The sequence below is a fragment of the Nonomuraea longispora genome (assembly GCF_004348345.1).
Taxonomy (GTDB): domain Bacteria; phylum Actinomycetota; class Actinomycetes; order Streptosporangiales; family Streptosporangiaceae; genus Nonomuraea; species Nonomuraea longispora.
Map to the genome: position 1 here is coordinate 79,188 of NZ_SMJZ01000002.1, position 22,641 is coordinate 101,828.

Here is a 22,641-nt window from a genome sequence, read left to right on the forward strand (position 1 = left end):
AGTCAAACCCACCCCGGTATGTCCGATCTTGACCTACTCTTTCGTTACCTATGAACTCCGTCCACAAAACTAAACTCGCAGCACTTGTGGCCGCCGCACTGGCTCTTTCCCTGGCAGCGGCCGGTCTGGTGCTCGTCTTGGTGGACGTGACCATGACGCCGGAGGGGTTACGCAACGAGGCCCAGCAGCTCGCCGCCCCTCCCTCACGTGCCGCGGGCCAGCAGGCGCGGGTGCCCGACCTCGGCAAGGCGGCGGCGATCCGTAATCCGCTCTACAGGACCGGGCGGCTCACCGACGTCGACTGCCGCCCCGGCCCCCTTCCCGCCAGGAGCATCACCGCGTACCGGCGTTTCCTGACCCGCGTGACCGCGTGCCTGAACCGGGTGTGGGGCCTGCAGTTCCGCAAGGCGGAGATGACCTTCGCCAAACCGCGGCTGCGCATCATCACCCGGAGAGTCAAGACGCCCTGCGGGGTGTGGAACGCCGGCGCCGACGGCGTCTACTGCTCCACCGACCGCACCATCTACCTCATGATCAGCAAGGACCAGCTACGCAACCCGTTCCCCCTCGGGATCACCCGGCTGATCGCCCACGAGTACGGCCACCACGTGCAGCAGATCTCCGGTATCTGGAACTATTACTGGACGGCCAGAACCCTCGCGGGCAAGACCAGGCGGCTGCTGCTCTCACGCAAGTCCGAGCTCCAGGCCGAGTGTTTCTCCGCCGCCTTCATGCGCACGATGCGGGGCTCCGAGCTGGTCTCCACCGCCGACTGGGCCTACACCGTGGAGTGGTTCAGGAAGAACGGCGCCAAGGGCTGGCCCCAGAACGACCACGGCAAGGGGCCCACGCAGGCGGCCTGGATGTCACGCGGGTTCAAGCGCGGCACACCGGGCGCGTGCAACACCTGGGCCACCGCGTCCCGTAACGTCAGATGATCTAAGATCCGCCATCGTGCGCTTATCCCACTTAGCGGCAGCCGTGTGCGTGGTCGCCGGTCTGCTCCTGCCGGGCCCCGCCCGCGCGGCGCAACGAGAGGCGCCCGCCGGGCTGCCCGGAGAGATGAGCGGCACCGGCCTGCCGCTCCTGTGCGACATTCCCGACATCCGACTGGGCAGCGTGGCCTCGCTCAGGTCGTTCCACCGCGCGATGGCCGACTGCGCCGACCGGTTCTGGGCCGTCACGTTCGCCGTGGCCGGACTGGCCTACACGCCGCCCGAGCTGTCCGTCACGACGGGAACCGGCTCGGTGTGCGGCGCGATCACCGACCACGGCGCACAGTACTGCCCGGACCAGCAGACGATCGTCGTCCGGATCATGCAGGACGAGCTGCGCGACCCGTTCAGGATGAACATCGCGCACTCCGTCGCCCACGAGTGGGGACACCACGTGCAGCGGCTCACCGGCGTGCTCGACGCGTACAACGCGCTGTACCAGCCGGCCTCCGGACAGGCGCGGAACCTGCTGAACCACCGGCTGGAGATGCAGGCCGAGTGCTACGCGGGCGTCTTCTACAGCGCCGCGCTGGACTCGATCGGCCCCGGCATCGCGTGGGAGGCGTGGCTCAGGGCCGTGAGCGAGGCGGACGAGAGCCAGGCCCACGGCAGGCCCGGCAACCTGGCGGCCTGGCAGGACCGCGGGTACCGCGGCGGGGCGACCGGCCACTGCGACACCTGGACGGCGGGCGACTCCGCGGTCGCCTGATCGCGGGCACCTGACCACGGACGAGGCGGCCCTCAGGCGTTGGCGCGGGCCAGGACCTCCAGCGGGTCGGACAGCACGTGGGCGAAGGCGAGCTCGGCCGCCCCCACCAGGGTCGCGGCGTCGCCCAGGGCCGACGTGCGCAGCCGCAGCCGGTCGCGCTGCGGCGCCATGGCGTGCAGCGTGAGCTGCGTGCGCACCTGCGCGGCCGAGCCGAGATAGATCTCCCGCAACATCCCGCCGAAGATCAGCATCTCCGGGTTGAAGATGTTCACCAGGTTCGCGACGCCGAGCCCGAGCCACTCGCCGACCCTCTTCAGGCCCTCCTGCGCCCCGATGTCGCCGCGGTCGGCGGCCTCCACCACGGCCCTGACCGCGTCCCTGCCCTGCTGAGCGCCGAACCGGCCGGCCGACTCCAGCAGCGCCCGCTCTCCCACCTCCGCCTCCAGGCAGCCGCTGGAGCCGCAGCCGCAGGCGCGGCCGCCCGGGTTGACGACCATGTGGCCGACCTCCCCGCCGTAGCCGTCGTGGCCGCCGAGCAGATGGCCGCCCGCGATGATCCCGCCGCCGATACCGACGTCGCCGTGCAGGTAGATGAGGTCCTTGACGGCCGCGCCGACCCCGCGGCTGTGCTCGGCGAGCGCGCCCAGGTTGGCGTCGTTGCCCACACTGACCGGCAGCCCCAGGCCCAGCCTGCGGTCCAGTTCCTCGCCGAACGGCACCTCCCCGTCCAGCAGGTTGGGGCCGAACGTCACCACGCCGTCGGCCTTGCGCACGCCGCCGGACACGGCCGCCGCCGCGCCGACGCACACCGTGTCGGCCCTGGTCCTGCGCCGCATCTGCCGGGCGAACCCTGACAACGTCGCGGCCAGCTCGTCCAGCTTGAACCGGCTCCGGTCGCGCGGGACCTCCCTGCGGTCGAGGATGACCCCGCCCAGCCCCACACGTGCGACCGCGAGCCGGTCGGGGCCCACGTCGAACGCGAACACGTAGACCCGCGCCGACTCGGGCCGCACCACGAGCGAGGGCCGCCCGGCACGGCGCGTTTCGCGCGGCAGTTCCTCGCGTACCAGCCCCGCGGCGGTGAGGTCGGAGGTCAGGGCCATGATGGTGCTCCGGTTGAGCCCCATCCTGGACGTGAGCTCGGCGCGCGAGATCGGCCCGCCCAGGTGCACATGCCGGAGCAGCGCGCCGAGATTGTGGCGCCTGATGTCCTCTTGAGACGGTCCGGCACGCATGGTCTGGAGTTCCTTCAGGGGCTGCGAGTCGCTGATCACCTTAATCCAGCGGCCGCCGCCCGCTTGCGCGCCAGGGCGTCGACACCCGCGGCGAGCAGCAGGACGGATCCGGTGACCAGGTATTTCACACTGGCCCCGTACCCCATCAGGCCCATGCCGTTCTCGATCACGGCCACCACCGCGCCGCCCATCACGGCGTCCAGCACCCTGCCCTTGCCGCCGAACAGGCTCGTGCCGCCGATGACGGCCGCGCCCACCGCGTACAGCAGGACGGAACTGCCGCCCGTGTTCGGGTCGACGGAACTTGCCCTGGACGCGGCCACGATCCCGCCGATCGCGGCCATCGAGGAGCAGATCACGAACGCGTAGATCTTGATGCGGTCGACCGGGATGCCCGCTCGCCTCGCGGCCTCGGCGTTGCCTCCGACCGCGTACAGGTGCCGGCCGAAACCGGTGCGGCGCAGCACCAGCGTCCACACGACCAGCAGCACCAGGATGAGCGGCACCACGATCGGCACGCCCGTGAGCGAGACCAGCTCGGGGTTGCGGCTGCGCTCCAGGTTGAGCGCGAAGACCGCGAGCCCGGCGAACAGCGCCAGCATGCCCACGCGGATCGCGATCAGCGACATCGGGTCGGCGATCAGGCCGCGCTTGGCGCGGGATCTGGCCCGCCTGAGCTGCACGCCCGCGAAGACCGCCACGCAGACCGCGTAGAGCGCCCAGCCCAGCCACGGGGGCAGGTTCCTGTTCGCGATGGCGACGATCACGCTGTTCCTGATGGAGATGTTCGTGCCCTCGTCGACCAGCACCAGGACCAGGCCCTGGAAGGCGAGGAATCCCGCCAGCGTCACCACGAACGACGGTATGCCGACCTTGGCGACCAGCCCGCCGAGCACCGTGCCGATGAGCACACCGGTGAGGATCGCGGCCACCACGCACACGTACCAGGGCAGGCCCGCGCTGGTCAGCGTGACGGCGAGCACCGCCGCGCACACGCCGCTGGCGAAACCCGCCGACAGGTCGATCTCGCCGAGCAGCAGCACGAACACCAGGCCCATCGCGATCAGCGTGATCGCGGCCCCCTGGGTGAACAGGTTCGCGAAGTTGATCGCGGTGACGAACGAGGGCCGCGCGGCCGCGAAGACCGCGCAGAGCACCACCAGGCCGATCACCGCAGGCAGCGCGCCCATGTCGCCGCCGCGCACCCGCTGGACGTAGGCGAGGAAACTGTTGCCGATCGACGGTGACTGCGTCGCCGCGACGATCGCCTCGCCCGGTAGTTCCTTGACCTTGTTCATGGCGTGACCCCGTTCTTGAGGCCGAGATCGCCGCTGCGGCCGGAGGTGATCAGTTCGACGACCTGCGCGTGCGTCACGTCGGCGGTCTTGACCTGCGCGGCCGTCCTGCCGAGGTAGAGCGCCGCGATCCGGTCGGAGACGGCGAACACGTCGTTCATGTTGTGCGAGATGAGCACGACGGCCAGCCCCGTGTCGGCCAGCCTGCGCACCAGTTCCAGCACCTGCGCGGTCTGGGCCACGCCCAGGGCCGCGGTCGGCTCGTCGAGAATGACGACCTTGCTGTTCCACAGCACGGCCTTGGCGATGGCCACGGTCTGCCGCTGCCCGCCGGACAGGCTGGAGACCTGCTGCCTGATGGACTTCACCGTACGCACGGACAGGCTGCTGAGCGTGCGCTCGGCGAGTTCCTCCATGCTGTCCTCGTCGAGCAGCGGGCCTCGCCTGCGCTCCCTGCCGAGGAACATGTTCTGCACGATGTCGAGGTTGTCGCACAGGGCGAGGTCCTGGTAGACGATCTCGACGCCCAGCTCGCCCGCGTCGCGCGGACTGTGGACCTGGACCGGGCGGCCGTCGAAGAGGATCTCGCCGTCGTCGATCGGGTAGATGCCGCCGACGCACTTGACGAGCGTCGACTTGCCGGCGCCGTTGTCACCGACGAGCGCCGTGACCTCGCCGGCGTACGCCGACAGTTCGACCTGGTGCAGGACCTTCACCGGGCCGAAGCTCTTGTCTATCCGGCGCGCTTCAAGGAGGGGGGTCATGGGGCTCCCTAAGGAGGGCACGGCCGCGCGCGTGGCGCGGGCCGTACCCCTTGGTCTTATTCGATTCCTGCCTCGGTGCACTTCTCGGCGAAGTCACCCGTGCACAGTTCCTCCTTGGTCACGAACCCGTCGGCCACCACGTCCTTGATGTTCTCGAAGTGGATGGCCTGCGGCTCCATCAGCTCCGCGGGCACGTCCTGGCCGCTCTCCGGGTCCTTGACGCTGCTGCCCGCCGTGGGCTTCTCGCCCTTGGCCAGCGCCACCGCGAGCTTGGCCGCGGCGTCGGCCTCCTTCTTGACGGCCTTGTAGACGGTCATGCACTGGTCGCCGGCGAGGATGTTCTGCAGGCCCTGCACGGTGGCGTCCTGGCCGGTGACCGGCACCTTGCCGTTGAGGTTGTTCTTCTTCAGCACGGTGATGGCGGCGTTGCCGAGGCCGTCGTTGGCGGCCAGCACCCCGGCGATCTTCGGCTCCTGGGTCAGCATCTGCTCGAAGAGCGTCGCGGCCTGGGTGTTGTCCCAGTCGGGCACCGACTGCTCCGGGCCCTTGACGTACTCTCCGGCGTCGAACTTCGGCTTGAGCACGCCGTCGTACCCGGCCTTGAACAGGGTGGCGTTGTTGTCCGTCGGCGAGCCGTTGAGGTAGGCGACGATCGGCTTGTCCGCCTCCTTGTCGGTCAGGCACTTGGCCAGGCCCTCGCCCTGGAGCTGGCCGACCCTGGTGTTGTCGAAGCTGACGTAGTAGGCGGCGCCGCCGCCGAGCGTCAGCCGGTCGTAGTCGATGGTGGGCACGCCCTGCGCTTTGGCCTTGTCGATGACGGTCTTGCCGGTGCCGCTGTCCAGATTGACGATCATCAGGACGGTCGCGCCGTTCGTGATCATCTGGTCGGCGATGGTCTGGAACGCCGTCTTGTCGTTCTGGGCGTTCTGGATGTCGTACTGGACGCCGGCGGCCTTGAACGCCTCTTCGAGGTACTTGCGGTCCGCCGTCTCCCACCGGGCCGAGGACTTGCTGTCCGGCAGGATGACACCGACCTTGCCCGCCGGGGCCTGTGAGGCGGTCGCGGAGTCCGTCGACGAAGTGGTCTGACCGCTTTCGCCCCCGCAGGCGGTGAGACCGAGAGCGAGCGCGGCTGCCGCGGCGGTCATGCTGAGGATCCCCTTGCGCATGGTGCAGGGTCCTTTCTTCCGGAGGGGCCGGATGAATGTTGTTTGCGGCAACGTATTCCGGGATCCTCTGCTTTGGAAGACCCACTCGCGCGGTAGTTTGTTGTTTCTAGTAACAATCAGGAAACATGAGGCCCGGTCCGGGGTCGCACGTACGGGAGCCCGCGGCTCGCTAACGTGGGCCCATGATCGTATGGATCAACGGCACCCACGGCGCGGGCAAGACGACCACCGGCGCACTCGTGCAGCCGCTGCTTCCGGACGCACGGGTGTTCGACGCCGAGAAGGTCGGCGTGACCCTCACGGACATCCGGCCGGGGCTTCCCTCGACGGACAACTTCCACCGTGTCCGGACGAGAAAGGCACGGGATCCCCCACGGCCGTCACGGCGGGCCGGTCAGGGCAGGCCGATGACGACGTTCTGGGCGATCAGGCTCAGCGCCGAGGCGGTCGCCACCACGAGCACCGCCATCCGGGCCCTGCCGCCGTCGAGGTAGCGCCGCAGCGGCCCCGACGCCAGGAACCCGATGGCCATGGGCACGACCAGCGTCGCCCCAGCCGCCACCGCCTGCACGGGCAGTTCGCCCACCAGTGCCAGGATCCCCAGCGACTGCAGCGCGCTCAGGCAGAAGAACATCGCGAGCGTCGCCCTGATCTGCGGGCCCTGCGCGCTCTGGTACACCAGCGCGACGGGAGGCCCGCCGATGCCCGTCGCGGTGCCGGTGATGCCGGAGACGAAACCGGCGCAGGTGAGCGTCACGCCGGTGCGCGGCACGCTCATCGCCCTGGCGGTCAGGAGCACGGCGATCACCACCATGACCGCCACGAAGACGCTCCTGGCGTATATGGATGTGTAGACAATAATGAGTGCACCGATGACACTCCCCGGCAGCCTGCCCAGCAGCGCGAACCCCACTCCGCGCCACTCCACCCGCCGCCACTCCGAGGCCAGCGTGAACAGCGGCATCGCCAGGTTGACCACCTGGACGGCGCCCGGCATCAGGTCGGGCTCGATCATCGTCAGCACGGGCACGGCCACCAGCCCCAGCCCGAAACCCACCCCGCCCTGCACGATCGCGCCCGCAAGAACCGCCAGTCCACCCACGGTGAGCAGCAATGCCGCATCAGTCATGCAGGAGAGTCAACCATCTTTACTCTCTGTCGCCATTCCTGCGCCAAGGGTGACCGGCCAGCGACTGGTTGAGCTTGTCGTTGCTGACGATCAGAGAGGGACGGTCGAAACCCTGCTCGCGACCGGTCGGACTGCTGAACCTAGTGAACCAGATATCACCTTGCGTCAGTTTCATCTTTCTCCTCGGGAAATGTGAGTAGACCGCGCCGACGCCTTCTACTGCACCCAGCGCGCCACCGTGGTCTTCCCGCTGACCGGCCGGTGGATCGAGAACAGGACCGACCTGTTCCCGTTCAAGGTGGCCGCCCACGAGTACGGTCACCACCTCCAGAGCCTGCTCGGCATCCGCCGCTCCTACGAGGCCAGGGCACACGGTACGCACACGGACCGGTTGAAGCGCCGCTACGAGCTCCAGGCCGACTGCCTGTCCGGAGTGTTCCTGGGCAGCGTCTGGCGCTCCCTGGATCGCTCGGAGCACGACTGGGCGGCGCTGCTCGACGCGACCCGGGCGAGCGGCGACGACGATGACGGCCACCGCACCCACGGCAAGGGATCCAGCCGGGCCTACTGGCTCAAACGCGGCTACGGCGCCGTCTCCCCCTCCGCCTGCGACACCTGGTCCGCACCCGCCGCCAGAGTCGCCTGACTGCGAGCCCAGCGACCTGTTCGGTGAGATGGCGGCGGGTGCGACGCCGGCCTGCGACGAGACGGGATCGACCGCCACCAGCTCCGTGATCCCCGGCGGAAGGCGGCCTGGGAAAACGAGAAGCCGCCCGGCGGAGGGTGTTCCGCCGGGCGGCTCTCAGGGTGTCGGGTGGTTCCCCCGAAACGGGCGCGTGAGGATCGCGCCCAACCCCGGCGACGAGCCGGGCTCCGTCACTCCCGGCCGGCTCTTGGCCGGACGGGAGTTCGGGACGTTCACTTGGCCAGCAGCGAGCGCAGAACGTACTGCATGATGCCGCCGTGCCGGTAGTAGTCGGCCTCGCCCGGCGTGTCGATGCGCACCACCGCGTCGAACTCGACGTCGCCGGCCTTGACGTGCACCGTCCGGGGGATGCCGCCCTTGTTGAGCTCCTCGACGCCCGTGAGGTCGAACGTCTCCTCTCCCGTGAGGCCGAGGCTCTCCGCCGAGGCGCCCTCGGGGAACTGCAGCGGGAGCACGCCCATGCCGATGAGGTTGGAGCGGTGGATGCGCTCGTAAGACTCGGCGATGACGGCGCGGACGCCCAGCAGCGCCGTGCCCTTGGCCGCCCAGTCACGCGAGGAGCCGGAGCCGTATTCCTTGCCCGCCAGCACCACCAGCGGCGTTCCCTGGGCCGCGTAGTTGACCGAGGCGTCGTAGATGAACGACACCGGGCCGTCGGGCTGGGTGAAGTCGCGGGTGTAGCCGCCCTCGGTGCCGGGGGCGATCTGGTTGCGCAGGCGGATGTTGGCGAACGTGCCCCTGATCATCACCTCGTGGTTGCCACGACGCGAGCCGTAGGAGTTGAAGTCCTTCACCTCGACCCCGTGGGCCTTCAGGTACTGGGCCGCGGGGGTGCCCACCTTGATGGAGCCGGCGGGCGAGATGTGGTCGGTGGTGACCGAGTCGCCGACCTTGACCAGCACGCGGGCTCCGGTGATGTCCGCCACCGGCTCCGGCTTCTCCGGCATGCCGTCGAAGTAGGGGGCCTTGCGGACGTAGGTCGAGTCAGGGTCCCACTCGAAAGTGTCGCCGGTCGGGATCGGCAGCGAGCGCCAGTGGTCGTCGCCCTTGAAGACGTCGGCGTAGTCGCGCTCGAACATGTCGCGCCCGATCGAGGAGTTGACCACCGCCGCGATCTCGTCCGGCGCGGGCCAGATGTCGCGCAGGTAGACCGGCTCGCCGTCACTGCCGAGGCCGAGCGGCTCGGTCTCGAGGTCGAGGTCCATGGTCCCGGCCAGCGCGTACGCCACCACCAGCGGCGGCGAGGCCAGGTAGTTCATCTTGACGTCGGGGTTGATGCGGCCCTCGAAGTTGCGGTTGCCCGACAACACGGCGGCGACGGCCAGGTCGTTGGCCTGCACGGCCTCCGAGATCTCCGGCAGGAGCGGCCCCGAGTTGCCGATGCAGGTGGTGCAGCCGTAGCCGACGAGGTTGAAACCGATCTTGTCGAGGTACGGCTGGAGCCCCGAACGCTCGAAGTAGCCGGTGACGACCTGCGACCCGGGGGCCAGCGAGGTCTTGACCCACGGCTTGCGGGTCAGGCCCTTCTCCACGGCGTTGCGGGCCAGCAGCGCCGCGCCGAGCATGACGTACGGGTTGGAGGTGTTGGTGCACGAGGTGATCGCGGCGATCGAGACGATGCCGTGGTCGATCTCGAACGTGGTGCCGTCGGCCAGCGTGACCGGCACCGGCTTGTGCGGCCGGCCGCCGTTGGCCGTGGAGTTGGAGGCCGGCGAGTCGCTGGCCGGGAAGGACTCCTTGGACGCCTCGTCGACGCCGTCCTCCACGTAGTTCTCGACGTCGTGACGCCAGGTCTCCTTCGCGGCCGACAGGGCGATCCGGTCCTGCGGGCGCTTGGGCCCGGCGATGGACGGCACGACCGTGGCGAGGTCGAGCTCGATGTACTCGGAGAAGACGGGCTCGGGCGCGGACGGGTCGAGCCAGAGGCCCTGGGCCTTGGCGTACGCCTCCACGAGGGCGATCTGCTCCTCCGAGCGCCCGGTCAGGCGGAGGTAGTCGATGGTCTGACCGTCGATCGGGAAGATCGCGCAGGTGGAGCCGAACTCGGGGCTCATGTTGCCGATCGTGGCCCGGTCGGCCAGCGGCACGGACGCGACACCCTCGCCGTAGAACTCGACGAACTTGCCGACCACGCCGTGCTTGCGCAGCATCTCGGTGATCGTCAGGACCAGGTCGGTGGCCGTCGCGCCGGCGGGCAGCTTGCCGTTGAGCTTGAAGCCGACCACGCGCGGGATCAGCATCGAGATCGGCTGGCCGAGCATCGCGGCCTCGGCCTCGATGCCGCCCACGCCCCAGCCCAGGACGCCGATGCCGTTCTCCATCGTGGTGTGGGAGTCGGTGCCGACACAGGTGTCGGGGTAGGCCTTGCCGTCGCGGGTCATGACCACGCGGGCCAGGTGCTCGATGTTGACCTGGTGGACGATGCCCGTGCCGGGCGGCACCACCTTGAACTCGTCGAAGGCGGTCTGACCCCAGCGCAGGAACTGGTAACGCTCGTGGTTGCGCTCGTACTCGCGCTCGACGTTGCGCTGGAAGGCGTCAGGGTGGCCGAAGTAGTCGACGATGACCGAGTGGTCGATGACCATCTCGGCGGGCGCGAGCGGATTGATCCTGGCCGGGTCGCCGCCGAGATCGCGCACGGCCTCGCGCATCGTGGCCAGGTCGACCACGCACGGCACGCCCGTGAAGTCCTGCATGATGACGCGCGCGGGCGTGAACTGGATCTCCACGCTCGGCGCCGCCTTCGGATCCCATCCTCCGAGCGCGCGAATGTGGTCGGCGGTGATGTTGGCGCCGTCCTCGGTGCGGAGGAGGTTTTCCAGCAGGATCTTCAGACTGTACGGGAGGCGTGCGGCGCCCTCGACGGGGTCCAGCCGGAAGATCTCGTATGACGCGTCGCCGACGCGTAGCGTGTCACGGCTGCCGAAGCTGTTCGCGGACACGGTGGTTCGCCTCCTCCATCAGACATCTTTCAGGCTTGCGGGTGGCTCCCCGCTCCTCACTCACTTCGCGCAACCCCTCCTGCGTGGGGTCTCCACTCCGTTCGCTGCGTCGGGTTCACTCCCCAAATCCTGCCGCACGCGCGGACGAGTAAGCACGTTAGGTACGCCTAAGTCGCGGCCGTGCGGCAGGTGTCTCGATATCAAGATATCTGGAAAAGTATCTCGACATCAAGTTAAACGGGCACCAGGCGCCAGTACAGCAGACCGATGATGGCCACGGACAGGACCGGCGCGAGGATCTTCTGCTCGAACTTCCTGCCCGTTTTGATGCCGATCTTCCATGGCAGCAGGAACTTCGTCCCGAGCGGCCACAACACGGGGCAGCCGCGTTCGGTCATGCAGTCGCCGACGACGTGGGTGAAACTTCCGACCGCGACGGCCAGCCCGAGCCAGGCGTACCCCACTTCGAGGGAGAGGAACACGGCGTAGAGCCCGGCGGTCATGCCGATGTTGATCATGGCCGAGCCGAGCTTGTTCCCGGGGATGCCGACGCCGATGGCGCGCAGCGCCAGGCCGATGAGCAGCACGACCATGACGTCGCGCCCGATGGGATAGGTGTTGGCCAGCCAGTGCGCCCCGAGACCGATGGCCACGGCGAAGATGAGCGAGTGGGTGGCGCCGCGGTGGCCGCCGCCGAGCCAGGACACGCATTTGCTGAGAGCCCAGGTCAGCGGCCCGAACGTCTGAGCGATCGTCGCGCTCGGATGGTCGAGGTCGGGCAACATCGCGGCGCCCGCGCAGATGATGGCGCCGGCGATCAGTTCGGAAGGACTGAGCGCCGTGGCCATGATCCCGGTCTCCACGAACCGGGTGGACTCGTTCAGCAGCGGCAGTGCGGCAAGGGGCGGCGCCAGCCCCAGCCAGGCGATGGCCCCGGTCATCGCATGCGTGTGCCCCATCATGATCCGGACTGTACGGCAAAGACCTTCTTTACGCGGCGAGGCATGCCGTGCGACCGGGCCACCAGGGCGTTGCCCCGAGGAGAAAGCATCCGCAAACGCAGACGAGGTCGTCTCCGCGGCGACAGCACCCCCCAGCCCTGCCGACGCGGAACGACCTCGTCTGCTGTGAACAACGCCCGCCTCCCCCGGACTGTTCCCAGATTCCGCAACTTTTCCGTGATGTGGCTCACACCCTTTCGTGACTTGCCGAACGTCATTTCATCGATATATCTTTGACCCATCGAGAACAGATCGCGATATAGGGGGAGAAATGAGTTCAGCGCAGGCAGCGGGCGGCCCCTGGCCGGGCGCACACGCGTACAAGCGCGCGGCCCGCGAGGCCGTCAGGGCCATGACCGACGCGTTCGACCAGCTGGGCGGCCACCACCACCGCGGCCCGCACGAGCACCACCACCGCGGCAGGAGGGGCGGCCCCGGGTTCCCGTTCGACTTCGGGCGCGGCCCGTGGAGCGGCCCCGGCGGCCCCTTCGGCGGCCCATGGAGCGGCGGGCACCGCGGCTGGGGCGGCAGGGGCCGCAAGGCGAAGCGGGGCGACGTGCGCGCCGCGATCCTGGCCCTGCTCTCCGAGGAGCCGCGCAACGGCTACCAGATCATCCAGGAGATCGCCGAGCGCAGCGAGGGCGGCTGGAAGCCCAGCCCCGGCGCCGTCTACCCGGCGTTGCAGCAGCTCACAGACGAGGGCCTGGTGATCTCGGAGGAGCACGAGGGCCGCAAGGCCTACCGTCTCACCGAGCAGGGCAGCGCCTACGTCGAAACGCACGCCGACGAGGTCAGGGCCCCTTGGGACGAGATGCGCCCCGACATCGACGACAACACCGCCGACCTCTGGCACATCGCGCGGCAGTCGGCGTTCGCCATGATGCAGATCCTGCAGACCGGCAACGACGCACAGATCCGCGAAGCGCGTAAGACTCTGGTGGAGACCCGGCGCAAGCTCTACCAGATCCTGGCCGACGACGAGCCGGGCGAGGAATGACGACGCGGACGGCCGGCGCACGCGACGACCGGCTCAGAGACAGCGAGGAGCCGCACATGGACCGCAACGATCTCCGCATCGGCGACGCCGAGCGCGAGCAGACGATGGCCGCCCTGCGTGAGCACTTCGCCGAGGGCCGCCTGACCCACGAGGAGCTCGACGAGCGCGTCGACCGTACGCTGGCCGCCAAGACGGCCCGCGACCTGGCGGGCATCACGGCCGACCTCCCCGGCCCCGGCCATCACGCTCCGGCGCCGCAGCCCGGCATGGACGACTGGCGGACGGCGATGCACGCGCATCGTCGGCAGATGCAGGAGATGCGCCACGCGCACCGCGACCTGCGCCGCCAATGGTCCCACCAGCACTCCTGGCGGCGCCACCGCGGCCCTCACCCGATCGTGCCCCTGCTGTTCGTGGCCATGATGGCGGGGCTGTTCTTCGGCGGGTTCGGCATCTTCAAGGTGCTGCTCGTGGTGTGGGTCGTGGCCGTGGTCGTCAGCATGGCCCGCCGCCGGCGCCGGCACCGCCGCTGATCACCCCACCGCCGAGGCCATGACCCGTCCGGCGGCCCGTTGACAAACGGAACACTGATCCGTATCTTTTCGGAACAACGATCCGTTTATCGCGGAGCCCGCCGCGGCGCGTGCACCTGTGCGCGGCCCGCGGGCTTCAGCCGGGAGTCCCGACATGATTCTGGTAACCGGCGGTCTCGGGTTCATCGGCTCTCACACCGTCCAGGCGCTCGTCGACATGGGCGAGGAATGCGTGCTGGTCCAGCGGAGCAAGACCGAGCCGCCCGCCTACCTCGCCGGCGCGAAGGTGGCGGTGGAGCAGGCCGACATCACCGACCTGCCCACCCTGCTCGACGTCGGCGAACGCCACGAGGTCACCGGCATCGTGCACCTCGCCGGGTCCATGCCGTGGCCGCCCGATCCCGACCGGCCCGTCGAGGCCACCCGCAAGGCGCTCGGCGGCCTGCTCAACGTCATGCAGGCCGCCCGCGACTGGGGAGTGCGGCGCGTGGGCGTCGCCAGCACGATCGGCGTCTACTCCGGCCTGACGGATCAGGGCGCTCTCCATGAGGACATGCCCCTGCCCATGACGTCGTTCCACCCGATCCCGGCCTTCAAGAAGATCGGCGAGCTGCTCGGCGGGCACCTGGCCGACGCCACCGGTGTCGAGGTCGTCAACTACCGCATCTCGGCCACCTGGGGACCGCGCGACCCCCATGGGGCGCTGTTCTTCGCGGCCCCCGAACTCGTCCACGCCGCCGCCCGCGGGACCGAGCCCGACCTGTCGGCTCTCCCCGCGCCGGCGCACGCGGAGGACTCGATCGACCTGTGCTACGTGAAGGACACGGCCCGGGCCATCGCGCTCCTCCAGCTCGCCGACCGGCTGAACCACCGCACCTACAACGTGGCGTCCGGGCGCGCGACGTCCAACGCCGAGGTCATCGCGGCGATCAGGAAGGCCGTCCCCGACGCCCGGATCGGCCTGCCCACCGGCGGGAGCGGCCCGCGGACCCACCTCGACATCACCCGGCTCCAGCGGGACACCGGCTTCCGGCCCGCCTACGACGTCGAGCGCGCCGCCGCCGACTACATCACCTGGCTGCGCGCCGGCAACGAGCGCTGAGCCCGGCCCGCGGGGGCGCGCTCGTTGACGCAGCGCAGCACGGGGAAGCGGGTCAGCGCGCCGGTGTCCAGCTCCCGTTCCGTGGTGACGTGGAAGACCGCCCTCTCCCCCGGCAGCAGCGTGACGAGCTGGTCGTCCACGACCGCGCCCGGGTCCAGCCGGTCGGGGAAGAGCACCAGCTCGCGCAGCACGCTGCCGGCGGTGACCGTCACCCGGTAACCGCCGGGCACACGTTCCGCGCGGGCGTCGTAGACGGCCTCGGGGAATGCCATGGCGGTGTCCTCGGCGTAGCAGTAGGTGGTGCGGACCGTGTCCAGCTCCGCCGTGAGCAGCTCGCGCGCCGGGTCGCCAGGGGTCACGACGGAGCCGGGCAAGGCCACCCTGAGCACCGACCTCGGCGCGGCCCGGACCGCCACGACCTCCTTGGCCAGCGGCTCGCCCGTCAGCCGCCGCCGTACGAAGCGCAGGTCGCCCGACCACGGCTCGCCGCTGTCGTTCACCACCGCCAGCGCGCCGTCCTGGACGCTGAGCAGCCGGTCGGCGTAGGCGCGGCGCAGCGCGTACCAGAGCGGTTTGAGCCGTCCGTCGCCGTCGACCGCCGACCAGGAGGTGACCGGCCAGCAGTCGTTGAGCTGCCAGACGATCGTCCCCATGCAGTACGGCATGAGGGCACGGAAGCGCTCGATCCCGAACGCCATGGCCCGCGCCTGGTTGAGCTGGGTCAGGTAGTGCCAGTCGTCGAACGTCTCCGGCGCCGGCAGGTGCTCGCCCAGCCCGCGCAGCAGCTTGCCCTGCCCGTCGTCGGCCTTCTGGTGGGAGGAGCCGGGCGTCAGCGGCTCGTCGGAGGAGGCGCGGCGCACGGTGGCGTACGCCGGCGGCCCCTGGAAGCCGAACTCGGCCACGAAGCGGGGCCGGTAGGCGGCGTAACGGGTGTAGTCCTCGCGGTTCCACACGTCCCAGATGTGAACCGTCCCGGTGGACGGGTCGTTCGGGGGCTGGCCGGGCGCGCCGGAGTAGGGGCTGCCCGGCCAGTACGGGCGGGCCGGGTCGAGCTCGGCCACGATCGACGGCAGCAGGTCGTAGTAGAACCCTGCGCCCCAGCTGCGGCCCTCCAGCCGCTCCTGCCAGCCCCAGTCCGCGTGGCCCTCCAGGTTCTCGTTGTTGCCGCACCACAGCACCAGGCTGGGGTGCGGGGCGAGTCTGGCGACGTTCTGCCTGGCCTCGGCCTCGACCTCGGAGCGGAACGGCTCCTCCTCCGGGTAGGCGGCGCAGGCGAACGGGAAGTCCTGCCAGACGAGCAGGCCCAGCTCGTCGGCCAGGTCGTAGAAGGCGTCGCTCTCGTACCGGCCGCCGCCCCAGACGCGCAGCAGGTTGACCCCGGCGGCGGTGGCCTGGCCGAACCGCTCGGCCAGTCGCTCCCGGGTGATCCGGGGGGCGAAGCAGTCGTCGGGGATCCAGTTGACGCCCCTGACGAAGACGGGCACCCCGTTCACGCGGATCCCGAACGCCTCCCGGTCCAGTTCGACCGAGCGGAAGCCGATCCGGCCGCGCCACTCCTGCGGGCCGAGGCGCACGGTCAGGTCGTAGAGAGGCTGGCCGCCGTACCCCCGGGGCCACCACGGCTCCGGGTCGGGCACCCGCAGCGCCAGCACGGCCGCGCGCCCGCCGACGTGCTGCTCGGCGCTCACCCCCGCGACCTCGGCGGTCACGGTGACCGGCGCCTCGGTGACCCGCTCGACCCGTACGTGCACCTCCACCCGGCCGTCTGCGTGCGCGATCGGCCGCACCTCGGCCAGACGGGCGCCGCTCCAGCTCTCCAGCCCGATCGGGCGGCTGATCCCGGCGGTGACCACGGTCGGCCCCCAGTCCCAGCCGAAGTTGCAGGCGGCCTTCCTGACGAACATGTACGGCTCCGCGTACGAGGCGGGCCGCTCGCCGAGCGCCGCCCTGCGTTCCTCGGCGTAGTCATAGGCCGAGTCGAAGCGCACGGTGAGGGTGTTGTCGCCGTCGCGCAGCAGGTGGCGTACCGGGAAGCGGTAGGAGCGGTGCTCGTTGGCCGTGGCCGCGAGCCGCACCCCGTTGAGCTCGACGGTGGCGACCGTGTCGAGGCCCTCGCACACCACGTCGGTGCGCTCGTGCTCGTCCGGCGACCAGGCGAAGGAGGTCCGGTAGACCCAGTCCGTGCGCCCGATCCAGGCCTGCCGTCGCTCGTTGTCGTCGAGGTAGGGGTCGTCGATGAGACCGGCGGCGAGCAGGTCGGTGTGCACACACCCGGGTACGGTCGCGGGCACGCTGCCCGCGGTGACAGGGGCGGGCACGTCCGCCGGTCCCCCCGGGACGGCCGACAGGATCCAGCCGTCGTGCAGCGGACGGTACGAGCTCACAGGCAACTCCTAGGGGCAGGTGTCCAGCCGGGCGCACGCCACGAAGTGCCCCGGCTCGGCCTCGATCAGGGCGCCGGTGGCCCCGCGCTCGTGGTAGACGCAGGAGTCCACCGGCGTGGCGTCGTCCCAGGCCTGGTTGAGGCGCGGCACGGCGGACAGCAGCTCGCGCGTGTAGGGGTGCAGCGGGTCGCCGAAGACGCTGCCGGTCAGCCCCATCTCCACGATGCTCCCCCGGCGCAGCACCATAGTGCGCTCGGCGAGGTAGGTGCCGAGTGACAGGTCGTGCGTGATGTAGAGCACGCCCAGCCCCCTGGTCCTCAGCTCGGCCAGCAGGTTGAGCACGTCGATGCGGGTGGAGGCGTCGAGCATGCTGGTGATCTCGTCGGCGACCAGCAGCTTGATGTCCAGCAGCAGCGCGCGGGCGATGAGCAGGCGCTGCAGCTGGCCGCCGCTCAGCTGGTGGGGATATTTGCCGAGCACCTGGCCGGGGTTGAGCCGCACGTCGCGCAGCGCCGCCTCGACGCGCTCCTCCCACTCGGGTTCGGAGACGGCCGGGTAGTACGTCTCCTTGATCATGTTGTAGACGCGGTCGGCCTTGAACACCGGGTTGAACGAGCTGAACGGGTCCTGGAAGATGCCCTGGATGTGGCGGTAGTACTCCTTGTCCGCCCGCACGGGCCGCCCGTCGAAGGTGATCGAGCCGCGGGTGACCGGGTTCAGGCCGAGGATCATCCGGCCGATCGTGCTCTTGCCGCTGCCGCTCTCCCCGATCAGCGAGACGACCTCGCCGGGGGCGACCTCGAAGCTCACCTCCCGTACGGCCGTGACGCTCTTGCCGCCGAAGGCGCCGATCCTGAATTCCTTGGTGACGTCGTCGAGTCTGAGCATCAGGCCTTCCAGCAAGCGACGTGGTGGTCGGGGGCGAGCTCGGCCACCGGCGGGTCCTGCGCGCACTCGTCTCCCGCGATCGGGCAGCGGGCGCGGAAGCGGCAGCCGGCCGGCGGGTCGAGCAGCGAGGGCGGGCTGCCGGGGATGCCCTCCAGCCTGCGGTCGGCGTGCCGGACGCCGACCTCGGGCAGGGAGTCGAGCAGCAGTTTCGTGTACGGGTGGCGGGGCGCCTTGACGATCACGTCGGCCGGCGCCTTCTCGGCGAGCCTGCCCGCGTACATGACCATGATCGTGTCGGCGATGTGGTGCGTGAGCGCGATGTCGTGCGTGACGAAGATCATGCTCTTGATGTAGCCGCTCTCGCGGAAGCCGAGCAGGGCGCGGGCGACGGCCTTCTGCGTGGAGACGTCGAGGGCCGAGGTGACCTCGTCGGCGATCAGCAGCGACGGGTCGAGCAGCGTGGAGATCACCATGACCATGCGCTGCTTCATGCCGCCCGACAGCTCGATCGGGTAGCGGTCGAGCACCTCGCGGGGCAGTCCGACCTGGTCCATCCGGCGCTCCAGCTCGGCGGTGTCCACCTCCGCGCCTCTCGACCTGAGCAGTTCGGTGACCATTCTGCGCAGCTTGCGGGTCGGGTTGAGCGCGCTCATGGCGTACTGCGGGATGAGGGAGACCTCGCGGAAGCGGAAGTCGTTCATCGCGCGGTCGTCGCCGATCGGCAGTTCCCGATCGTCGAGCACGACCGTGCCGCCGACGTGGCGCATGCGGCCGTCCATGCGGATGAGGCTCTTGCCCAGCGTGCTCTTGCCGCAGCCGGACTCGCCGACCAGGCCGAGGATCTCGCCGTCGCCGAGCTCGAAGGTCATGCCGTCGAGCGCGCGCACCTCGCCCTTGAGCGTCCTGTAGTAGACCTTCAGCTCGCTGACCTGCAGACTCATGTCTCCCTCAGTTTCGGGTTGAAGACCTCGTCGAGCCCGACGTTGGCGACGTACAGGGCGCCGACGATCGCCGTGATGCCGGCTCCCGGCGGCACGAACCACCACCACATGCCGAGCTGGAGCGCGCTCCACTGGTTGGCGTTCTGCAACATCAGGCCGAGCGAGACGCCCTCTGTCGGGCCGAGGCCGATGAAGTCGAGCGAGGAGGCGATGAGGATCGCGCCGCCGAACAGCAGGATGAACGTCATGAACAGGTAGGAGCTCATGTTGGGCGCGATCTCCCTGGAGATGATGCGCCAGGTGCCCGCTCCGCTCATCCGCGCCAGGTCCACGAACTCGCGGGTGCGCAGCGAGAACGTCTGCGCCCTGATCGCCCGCGCCGCCCACGGCCACTGCGTCAGGCCGATGAACAGGCCCTGCACGGCCACGCTCCGGATGCCCAGGTAGGCGTTGATGATCAGCAGCACGGCCAGCGTGGGGATGACGAGGATGACGTTGGTCAGCATGTTGAGCACCTCGTCGACCGCGCCGCCCCGGTAGCCGGCCACGAATCCCACGAGCATGCCGATGACCGCCGCGATGCCGCCGCCGATGACGCCCACGAGGAAGGTGGCGCGCAGGCCGTGCACGAACTGCAGGAAGATGTCCTGGCCGAACGTGGTGGTGCCGAGCCAGTGCTCGGCCGAGGGCGGGCTCATGGGGCGGGTGCCGTAGTCGTTGGGTGTGCCGCCCGCCAGCAGCGGCCCGACCATGCCCAGCACGAGCAGGACGACCACGATGCCGAACCCGGTCACCAGCTTGGCGTTGCGCACCGCGAAGTGCAGCGCCTCGCGGCGCATCCCCTCGCGCTCGCGCGGCTCGCTCTCCTGAAGGGTCGTCATGCCTGCGCACCCGCCATTCCCGCCCTGGTCCGCGGATCGACCACGACATAGACGATGTCGATGATGAAGTTGGCGATCAGCACGCCGAGCACGATGAACAGGAACGTGCCCTGGAGCAGGAAGAAGTCCTGGTTCTGGATCGCCTTGAGAATCAGGCTGCCGAGCCCCGGGTAGGCGAAGACGATCTCGGTGACGAGCGCTCCCGCCACGAGCACGCCCAGTTGCAGGGCCAGGCCGGTGATCTGGGGCAGGACGGCGTTGCGGAAGGCGTACCTGCGGATGAGCCGGGCGGGCGCGCCGAGCGCCGACAGGTAGTTGGAGTAGTCGGACTCCAGCTCATAGATGATCATGTTGCGCATGCCGATGGCCCAGCCGCCCAGCGCCACCAGGAACAGCGACAGGAACGGCAGCGTCCAGTGGTGCAGCAGGTCCAGCGCGAAGGTCCACGACCAGTTGGGCCGCATCGAGAAGCTGTAGCCGCCGGCGACGGGGAAGAGGCCGGCGATCACGCCGAGCGCCCAGGCCAGCAGCACCGCCAGCCACATGTACGGCATGGCCGTCAGCACGTAGCCGACGGGCAGCACGGTGTTGTCCAGCAGCTTGCGCCGGGCGGCGTAGGCGCCGAACCGGTTGCCCACGACCCAGCTGAGCAGCACCGACGGGATGATCAGACCCAGCGTGTACGGCACCGCCCCGTTGATCACGGTGCTGACCGGGGTCGGGAACAACCAGATGCTGATCCCGAAGTCGCCCTGGAACATGGCGCCCCAGAAGTTCACGTACTGCTGCCAGAGCGGCTGGTCGAAGCCGAACAGGTCGTTGTAGTAGGCCCGCATCGCCTCGACGGCCTCGGGCTGGGCGACGTTCGCCCGCGCCACCATGCTCGCCACCGGATCACCCGGCATGAAGCGCGGGATCAGCCAGTTGACCGTGACGGCGACGAAGAAGGTCAGTCCGTAGATGAGGAGTTTCCTGCTGAAGTAGCGACGCACGCGTGTTCTCCGAGAGGGCCCTCCGCCCCCTGGCGGACTGTGCCGCGAGCGGGCGGAGGGGCGGACGGTCAGAGGTCAGGAGCCGGCGGGCTGGAGCTGGGTGAGCGTCTCGAAGCCGCCCAGCTCGAACCAGTTACGCCACATGACGGCGCCGGTCTTGGGTGCGTTGCCCTCCGCGGACGGCCAGTTCTTCCACACGCTGGTGCTGTGCTGCGCCCACAGGCCGTTGTACCAGAGCGGGATGATCGGCATGTCGTCGAAGTGGATCTGCTGGAGCTGCGAGATGACCTTCTGCATGCCGGCGGTGTCGTCGGTCCTGACCTGGTCGAGCTGCTGCACGAGGTCCCAGGCCTTCTCGTTCTCGTAGCGGGCGAAGTTGACCGTGTTCTGCTGCTTCCTGACCGGCAGCTGGAACATGTACTCGTAGTAGGTGTACGGCGAGTTGGACAGCTGGCGCTCGTTGTTGAGGAGCAGGTCGAAGTCGCCCTCGGTGCGCTTCTCCACCAGGGCGTTGAAGTCGGGGAAGTCGGGCGTGATCTGGATGCCGGCGGTCTTGGCGCTGGCCGCGATCGACCGGGCCGACTCCATCCAGTCGGTCCAGCCCGACGGCACGATGAGCGTCAGGCTGATCTTGGAGCCGTCCTTGTTCTCCACGAACCCGTCGCCGTCGCCGTCCTTGTAGCCGGCGTCGGCCAGCAGCTTCTTGGCCTTGCCGGTGTCGAAGGCGAAGCCGGAGGAGGAGACCACGTTCTGGTCCACGTACGTGTCCCACTGCGGGAGCAGACCGGTCGGGCTCGACGCCTTGACGAGGTTGCCGTACACGCTTTCCACGATCTTCTTGACGTCGATCGACGAGGCCAGCGCCTTGCGGAAGGCGGGGTCGTCCATCGGCTTCTTCGTGGTGTTGGGCACCAGCCAGGCGGTGTTGGCCGACAACATGAACGGAGGCTCTTTGTAGTAGGTGGTCAGGCCGAAGTTGCCCTGCACCAGGTTGGCCACGCCGGGCAGGAAGTTGTTGCTGAGGTCGAGGCCCTTCTGCAGCAGCATGCCCATCGCGACCTCGTTGCTGGGCGTGGCGATGTCGACGATGTAGCGGGGCTTGGGGTCCAGGTTGAGTGCCCCCTTGCCCCACCAGTCGTCACGCCGCTGCAGGACCACGCGGTCCTGGTCCTTGCTCATGAACGTGTACGCGCCCGTCGCGACCGGGTTGTCGTTGGTGCCGTCGAGCACCTCCTTCTCCGAGCGGTCCTTCCAGACGTGCTCGGGGACCATGGCCCGGCTGTAGAGCATGTAGTCCCACTCCTGGTAGTTCGCCTTGGAGAAGGTGAACGTCACCGTCCGGTCGTCGGTGGCCTTGACGCTCTCCAGCCAGTTCCAGAGGTTGTGGAAGGGGATCGTCTCCATCTTGCCGAGCTCGAAGGTGTAGACGACGTCCTTGGCGCTGAACGGCTGGCCGTCGGACCACTTGACGCCGTCACGGAGCTTGAGCTCGTAGGTGGTGTCGTCGGTCCAGGAGCCGCTCTCGGCCAGCCACGGGACGAGCTTGGCCGCGTTGGTGTCGTAGTGGAACAGCGTCTCGTACACCAGGCCCTTGGTGCCAACAGCGGAGTCCCACTCCCGGATGGGGTTGTAGTTCAGTGGCGGACCCCATTGCGTGCCGGTCGTGTACAGGGTCTCGTTGCGCGGCAGCTGATCGGGGTCGGCGCTGGCCGCGCCGGCCTGGCCCTGCGGCTGTGTGGCCGGGGGGTTCGGCGTGGATCCGCCGCCGGTGCAGGCCGTGGCCAGCAGGCCGGCCGCCACGAGCGGGATGAGGATCCGAGCCCGGATACGCATCGCTTCTCTCCTTCCTCCGCGCTCAGGCGCGAAGGTTCGCACGTCTGCTGGACACCCCGACGAGCCGGCCGCGGACGGGGCCGCAACCCTTGGGAGCGCTCCCAAGGGTAAGGCGAACGCGCTTCCGCCCGTCGGCCGGTGAGCG

General features: G+C 69.4%; 20 protein-coding genes. 6 read left to right on the forward strand and 14 right to left on the reverse strand.

The window, feature by feature from the left end; all coding sequences use genetic code 11:
* The first annotated feature begins 86 nt into the window (after positions 1 to 86).
* Positions 87 to 938: a neutral zinc metallopeptidase gene (locus E1267_RS01170; RefSeq protein ID WP_246063322.1), complete on the forward strand. Its 852-nt coding sequence runs from the start codon at positions 87 to 89 to the stop codon at positions 936 to 938.
* A gap of 16 nt (positions 939 to 954) precedes the next feature.
* Positions 955 to 1,704 carry a neutral zinc metallopeptidase gene (locus tag E1267_RS01175; protein WP_132328724.1) on the forward strand — a complete coding sequence of 250 codons (750 nt, stop codon included), beginning with the start codon at positions 955 to 957 and terminating at the stop codon, positions 1,702 to 1,704.
* Positions 1,705 to 1,736: 32 nt separating this feature from the next.
* Here the strand turns inward: E1267_RS01175 and E1267_RS01180 are convergent, their stop codons facing one another.
* The 6 genes from E1267_RS01180 to E1267_RS47760 form a co-directional block, all read right to left on the reverse strand.
* Positions 1,737 to 2,939 (reverse strand): ROK family transcriptional regulator, encoded by a 1,203-nt coding sequence (locus tag E1267_RS01180; protein ID WP_132328726.1) that lies wholly within the window; start codon positions 2,937 to 2,939, stop codon positions 1,737 to 1,739.
* A 35-nt stretch (positions 2,940 to 2,974) separates the two neighbouring features.
* Positions 2,975 to 4,237 carry a sugar ABC transporter permease gene (locus E1267_RS01185; protein WP_132328728.1) on the reverse strand — a complete coding sequence of 421 codons (1,263 nt, stop codon included), beginning with the start codon at positions 4,235 to 4,237 and terminating at the stop codon, positions 2,975 to 2,977.
* Positions 4,234 to 4,998, reverse strand: a complete 765-nt coding sequence (locus E1267_RS01190; protein WP_132328730.1) for an ATP-binding cassette domain-containing protein — start codon at positions 4,996 to 4,998, stop codon at positions 4,234 to 4,236. The genes E1267_RS01185 and E1267_RS01190 overlap by 4 nt, the downstream gene beginning before the upstream one ends.
* A gap of 56 nt (positions 4,999 to 5,054) precedes the next feature.
* On the reverse strand, positions 5,055 to 6,167 hold the full coding sequence (locus E1267_RS01195; protein WP_132328732.1) for a sugar ABC transporter substrate-binding protein: 1,113 nt from the start codon (positions 6,165 to 6,167) through the stop codon (positions 5,055 to 5,057).
* Positions 6,168 to 6,561: 394 nt separating this feature from the next.
* Positions 6,562 to 7,296, reverse strand: a complete 735-nt coding sequence (locus tag E1267_RS01205; protein WP_246063323.1) for a sulfite exporter TauE/SafE family protein — start codon at positions 7,294 to 7,296, stop codon at positions 6,562 to 6,564.
* Positions 7,297 to 7,315: 19 nt separating this feature from the next.
* The gene (locus tag E1267_RS47760; RefSeq protein ID WP_132328734.1) at positions 7,316 to 7,471 is read right to left on the reverse strand and encodes a type II toxin-antitoxin system PemK/MazF family toxin; all 156 of its coding nucleotides are present in this window, start codon (positions 7,469 to 7,471) and stop codon (positions 7,316 to 7,318) included.
* A 63-nt stretch (positions 7,472 to 7,534) separates the two neighbouring features.
* Here E1267_RS47760 and E1267_RS01215 point away from each other — a divergent pair, with 63 nt between their 5' ends.
* Entirely contained in the window at positions 7,535 to 7,942 is a 408-nt protein-coding gene (locus E1267_RS01215; protein ID WP_132328736.1) for a neutral zinc metallopeptidase, read from the forward strand.
* Between the two features lie 272 nt (positions 7,943 to 8,214).
* Here E1267_RS01215 and acnA read toward each other — a convergent pair whose 3' ends face one another.
* Together acnA and E1267_RS01225 are read right to left on the reverse strand one after the other, a co-directional pair.
* The gene (gene acnA, locus E1267_RS01220) at positions 8,215 to 10,944 is read right to left on the reverse strand and encodes an aconitate hydratase AcnA (protein WP_132328738.1); all 2,730 of its coding nucleotides are present in this window, start codon (positions 10,942 to 10,944) and stop codon (positions 8,215 to 8,217) included.
* Positions 10,945 to 11,177: 233 nt separating this feature from the next.
* Positions 11,178 to 11,906: a metal-dependent hydrolase gene (locus E1267_RS01225; RefSeq protein WP_132328740.1), complete on the reverse strand. Its 729-nt coding sequence runs from the start codon at positions 11,904 to 11,906 to the stop codon at positions 11,178 to 11,180.
* A 310-nt stretch (positions 11,907 to 12,216) separates the two neighbouring features.
* Between E1267_RS01225 and E1267_RS01230 the strand changes: the two genes are divergently transcribed.
* The 3 genes from E1267_RS01230 (at position 12,217) to E1267_RS01240 (ending at position 14,577) form a co-directional block, all read left to right on the forward strand.
* A complete protein-coding gene (locus E1267_RS01230; RefSeq protein ID WP_132328742.1) occupies positions 12,217 to 12,942 on the forward strand; it encodes a PadR family transcriptional regulator in 726 nt (241 codons plus the stop codon).
* Positions 12,943 to 12,998: 56 nt separating this feature from the next.
* Positions 12,999 to 13,475, forward strand: a complete 477-nt coding sequence (locus E1267_RS01235) for a DUF1707 SHOCT-like domain-containing protein (RefSeq protein WP_165959411.1) — start codon at positions 12,999 to 13,001, stop codon at positions 13,473 to 13,475.
* A 154-nt stretch (positions 13,476 to 13,629) separates the two neighbouring features.
* A complete protein-coding gene (locus tag E1267_RS01240; protein ID WP_132328746.1) occupies positions 13,630 to 14,577 on the forward strand; it encodes an NAD-dependent epimerase/dehydratase family protein in 948 nt (315 codons plus the stop codon).
* Here E1267_RS01240 and E1267_RS01245 read toward each other — a convergent pair.
* The 6 genes from E1267_RS01245 to E1267_RS01270 all read right to left on the reverse strand — a co-directional run bounded on the left by E1267_RS01245 (position 14,541) and on the right by E1267_RS01270 (position 22,496).
* Positions 14,541 to 16,961, reverse strand: a complete 2,421-nt coding sequence (locus tag E1267_RS01245) for a glycoside hydrolase family 2 protein (RefSeq protein WP_132328748.1) — start codon at positions 16,959 to 16,961, stop codon at positions 14,541 to 14,543. The two genes, E1267_RS01240 and E1267_RS01245, sit on opposite strands and share 37 nt — an antisense overlap.
* 9 nt (positions 16,962 to 16,970) lie before the next feature.
* On the reverse strand, positions 16,971 to 17,849 hold the full coding sequence (locus E1267_RS01250) for an ABC transporter ATP-binding protein (RefSeq protein ID WP_132328750.1): 879 nt from the start codon (positions 17,847 to 17,849) through the stop codon (positions 16,971 to 16,973).
* Positions 17,849 to 18,790 carry an ABC transporter ATP-binding protein gene (locus E1267_RS01255; protein WP_132328752.1) on the reverse strand — a complete coding sequence of 314 codons (942 nt, stop codon included), beginning with the start codon at positions 18,788 to 18,790 and terminating at the stop codon, positions 17,849 to 17,851. The genes E1267_RS01250 and E1267_RS01255 overlap by 1 nt, the downstream gene beginning before the upstream one ends.
* Complete coding sequence (locus E1267_RS01260) at positions 18,787 to 19,671, reverse strand: ABC transporter permease (protein ID WP_132328754.1); 885 nt, start codon at positions 19,669 to 19,671, stop codon at positions 18,787 to 18,789. Before E1267_RS01260 ends, E1267_RS01255 begins: the two co-directional genes overlap by 4 nt.
* Complete coding sequence (locus E1267_RS01265; protein ID WP_132328756.1) at positions 19,668 to 20,663, reverse strand: ABC transporter permease; 996 nt, start codon at positions 20,661 to 20,663, stop codon at positions 19,668 to 19,670. The genes E1267_RS01260 and E1267_RS01265 overlap by 4 nt, the downstream gene beginning before the upstream one ends.
* Positions 20,664 to 20,738: 75 nt before the next feature.
* Positions 20,739 to 22,496 carry an ABC transporter substrate-binding protein gene (locus E1267_RS01270; protein ID WP_132328758.1) on the reverse strand — a complete coding sequence of 586 codons (1,758 nt, stop codon included), beginning with the start codon at positions 22,494 to 22,496 and terminating at the stop codon, positions 20,739 to 20,741.
* Positions 22,497 to 22,641 lie beyond the last annotated feature (145 nt).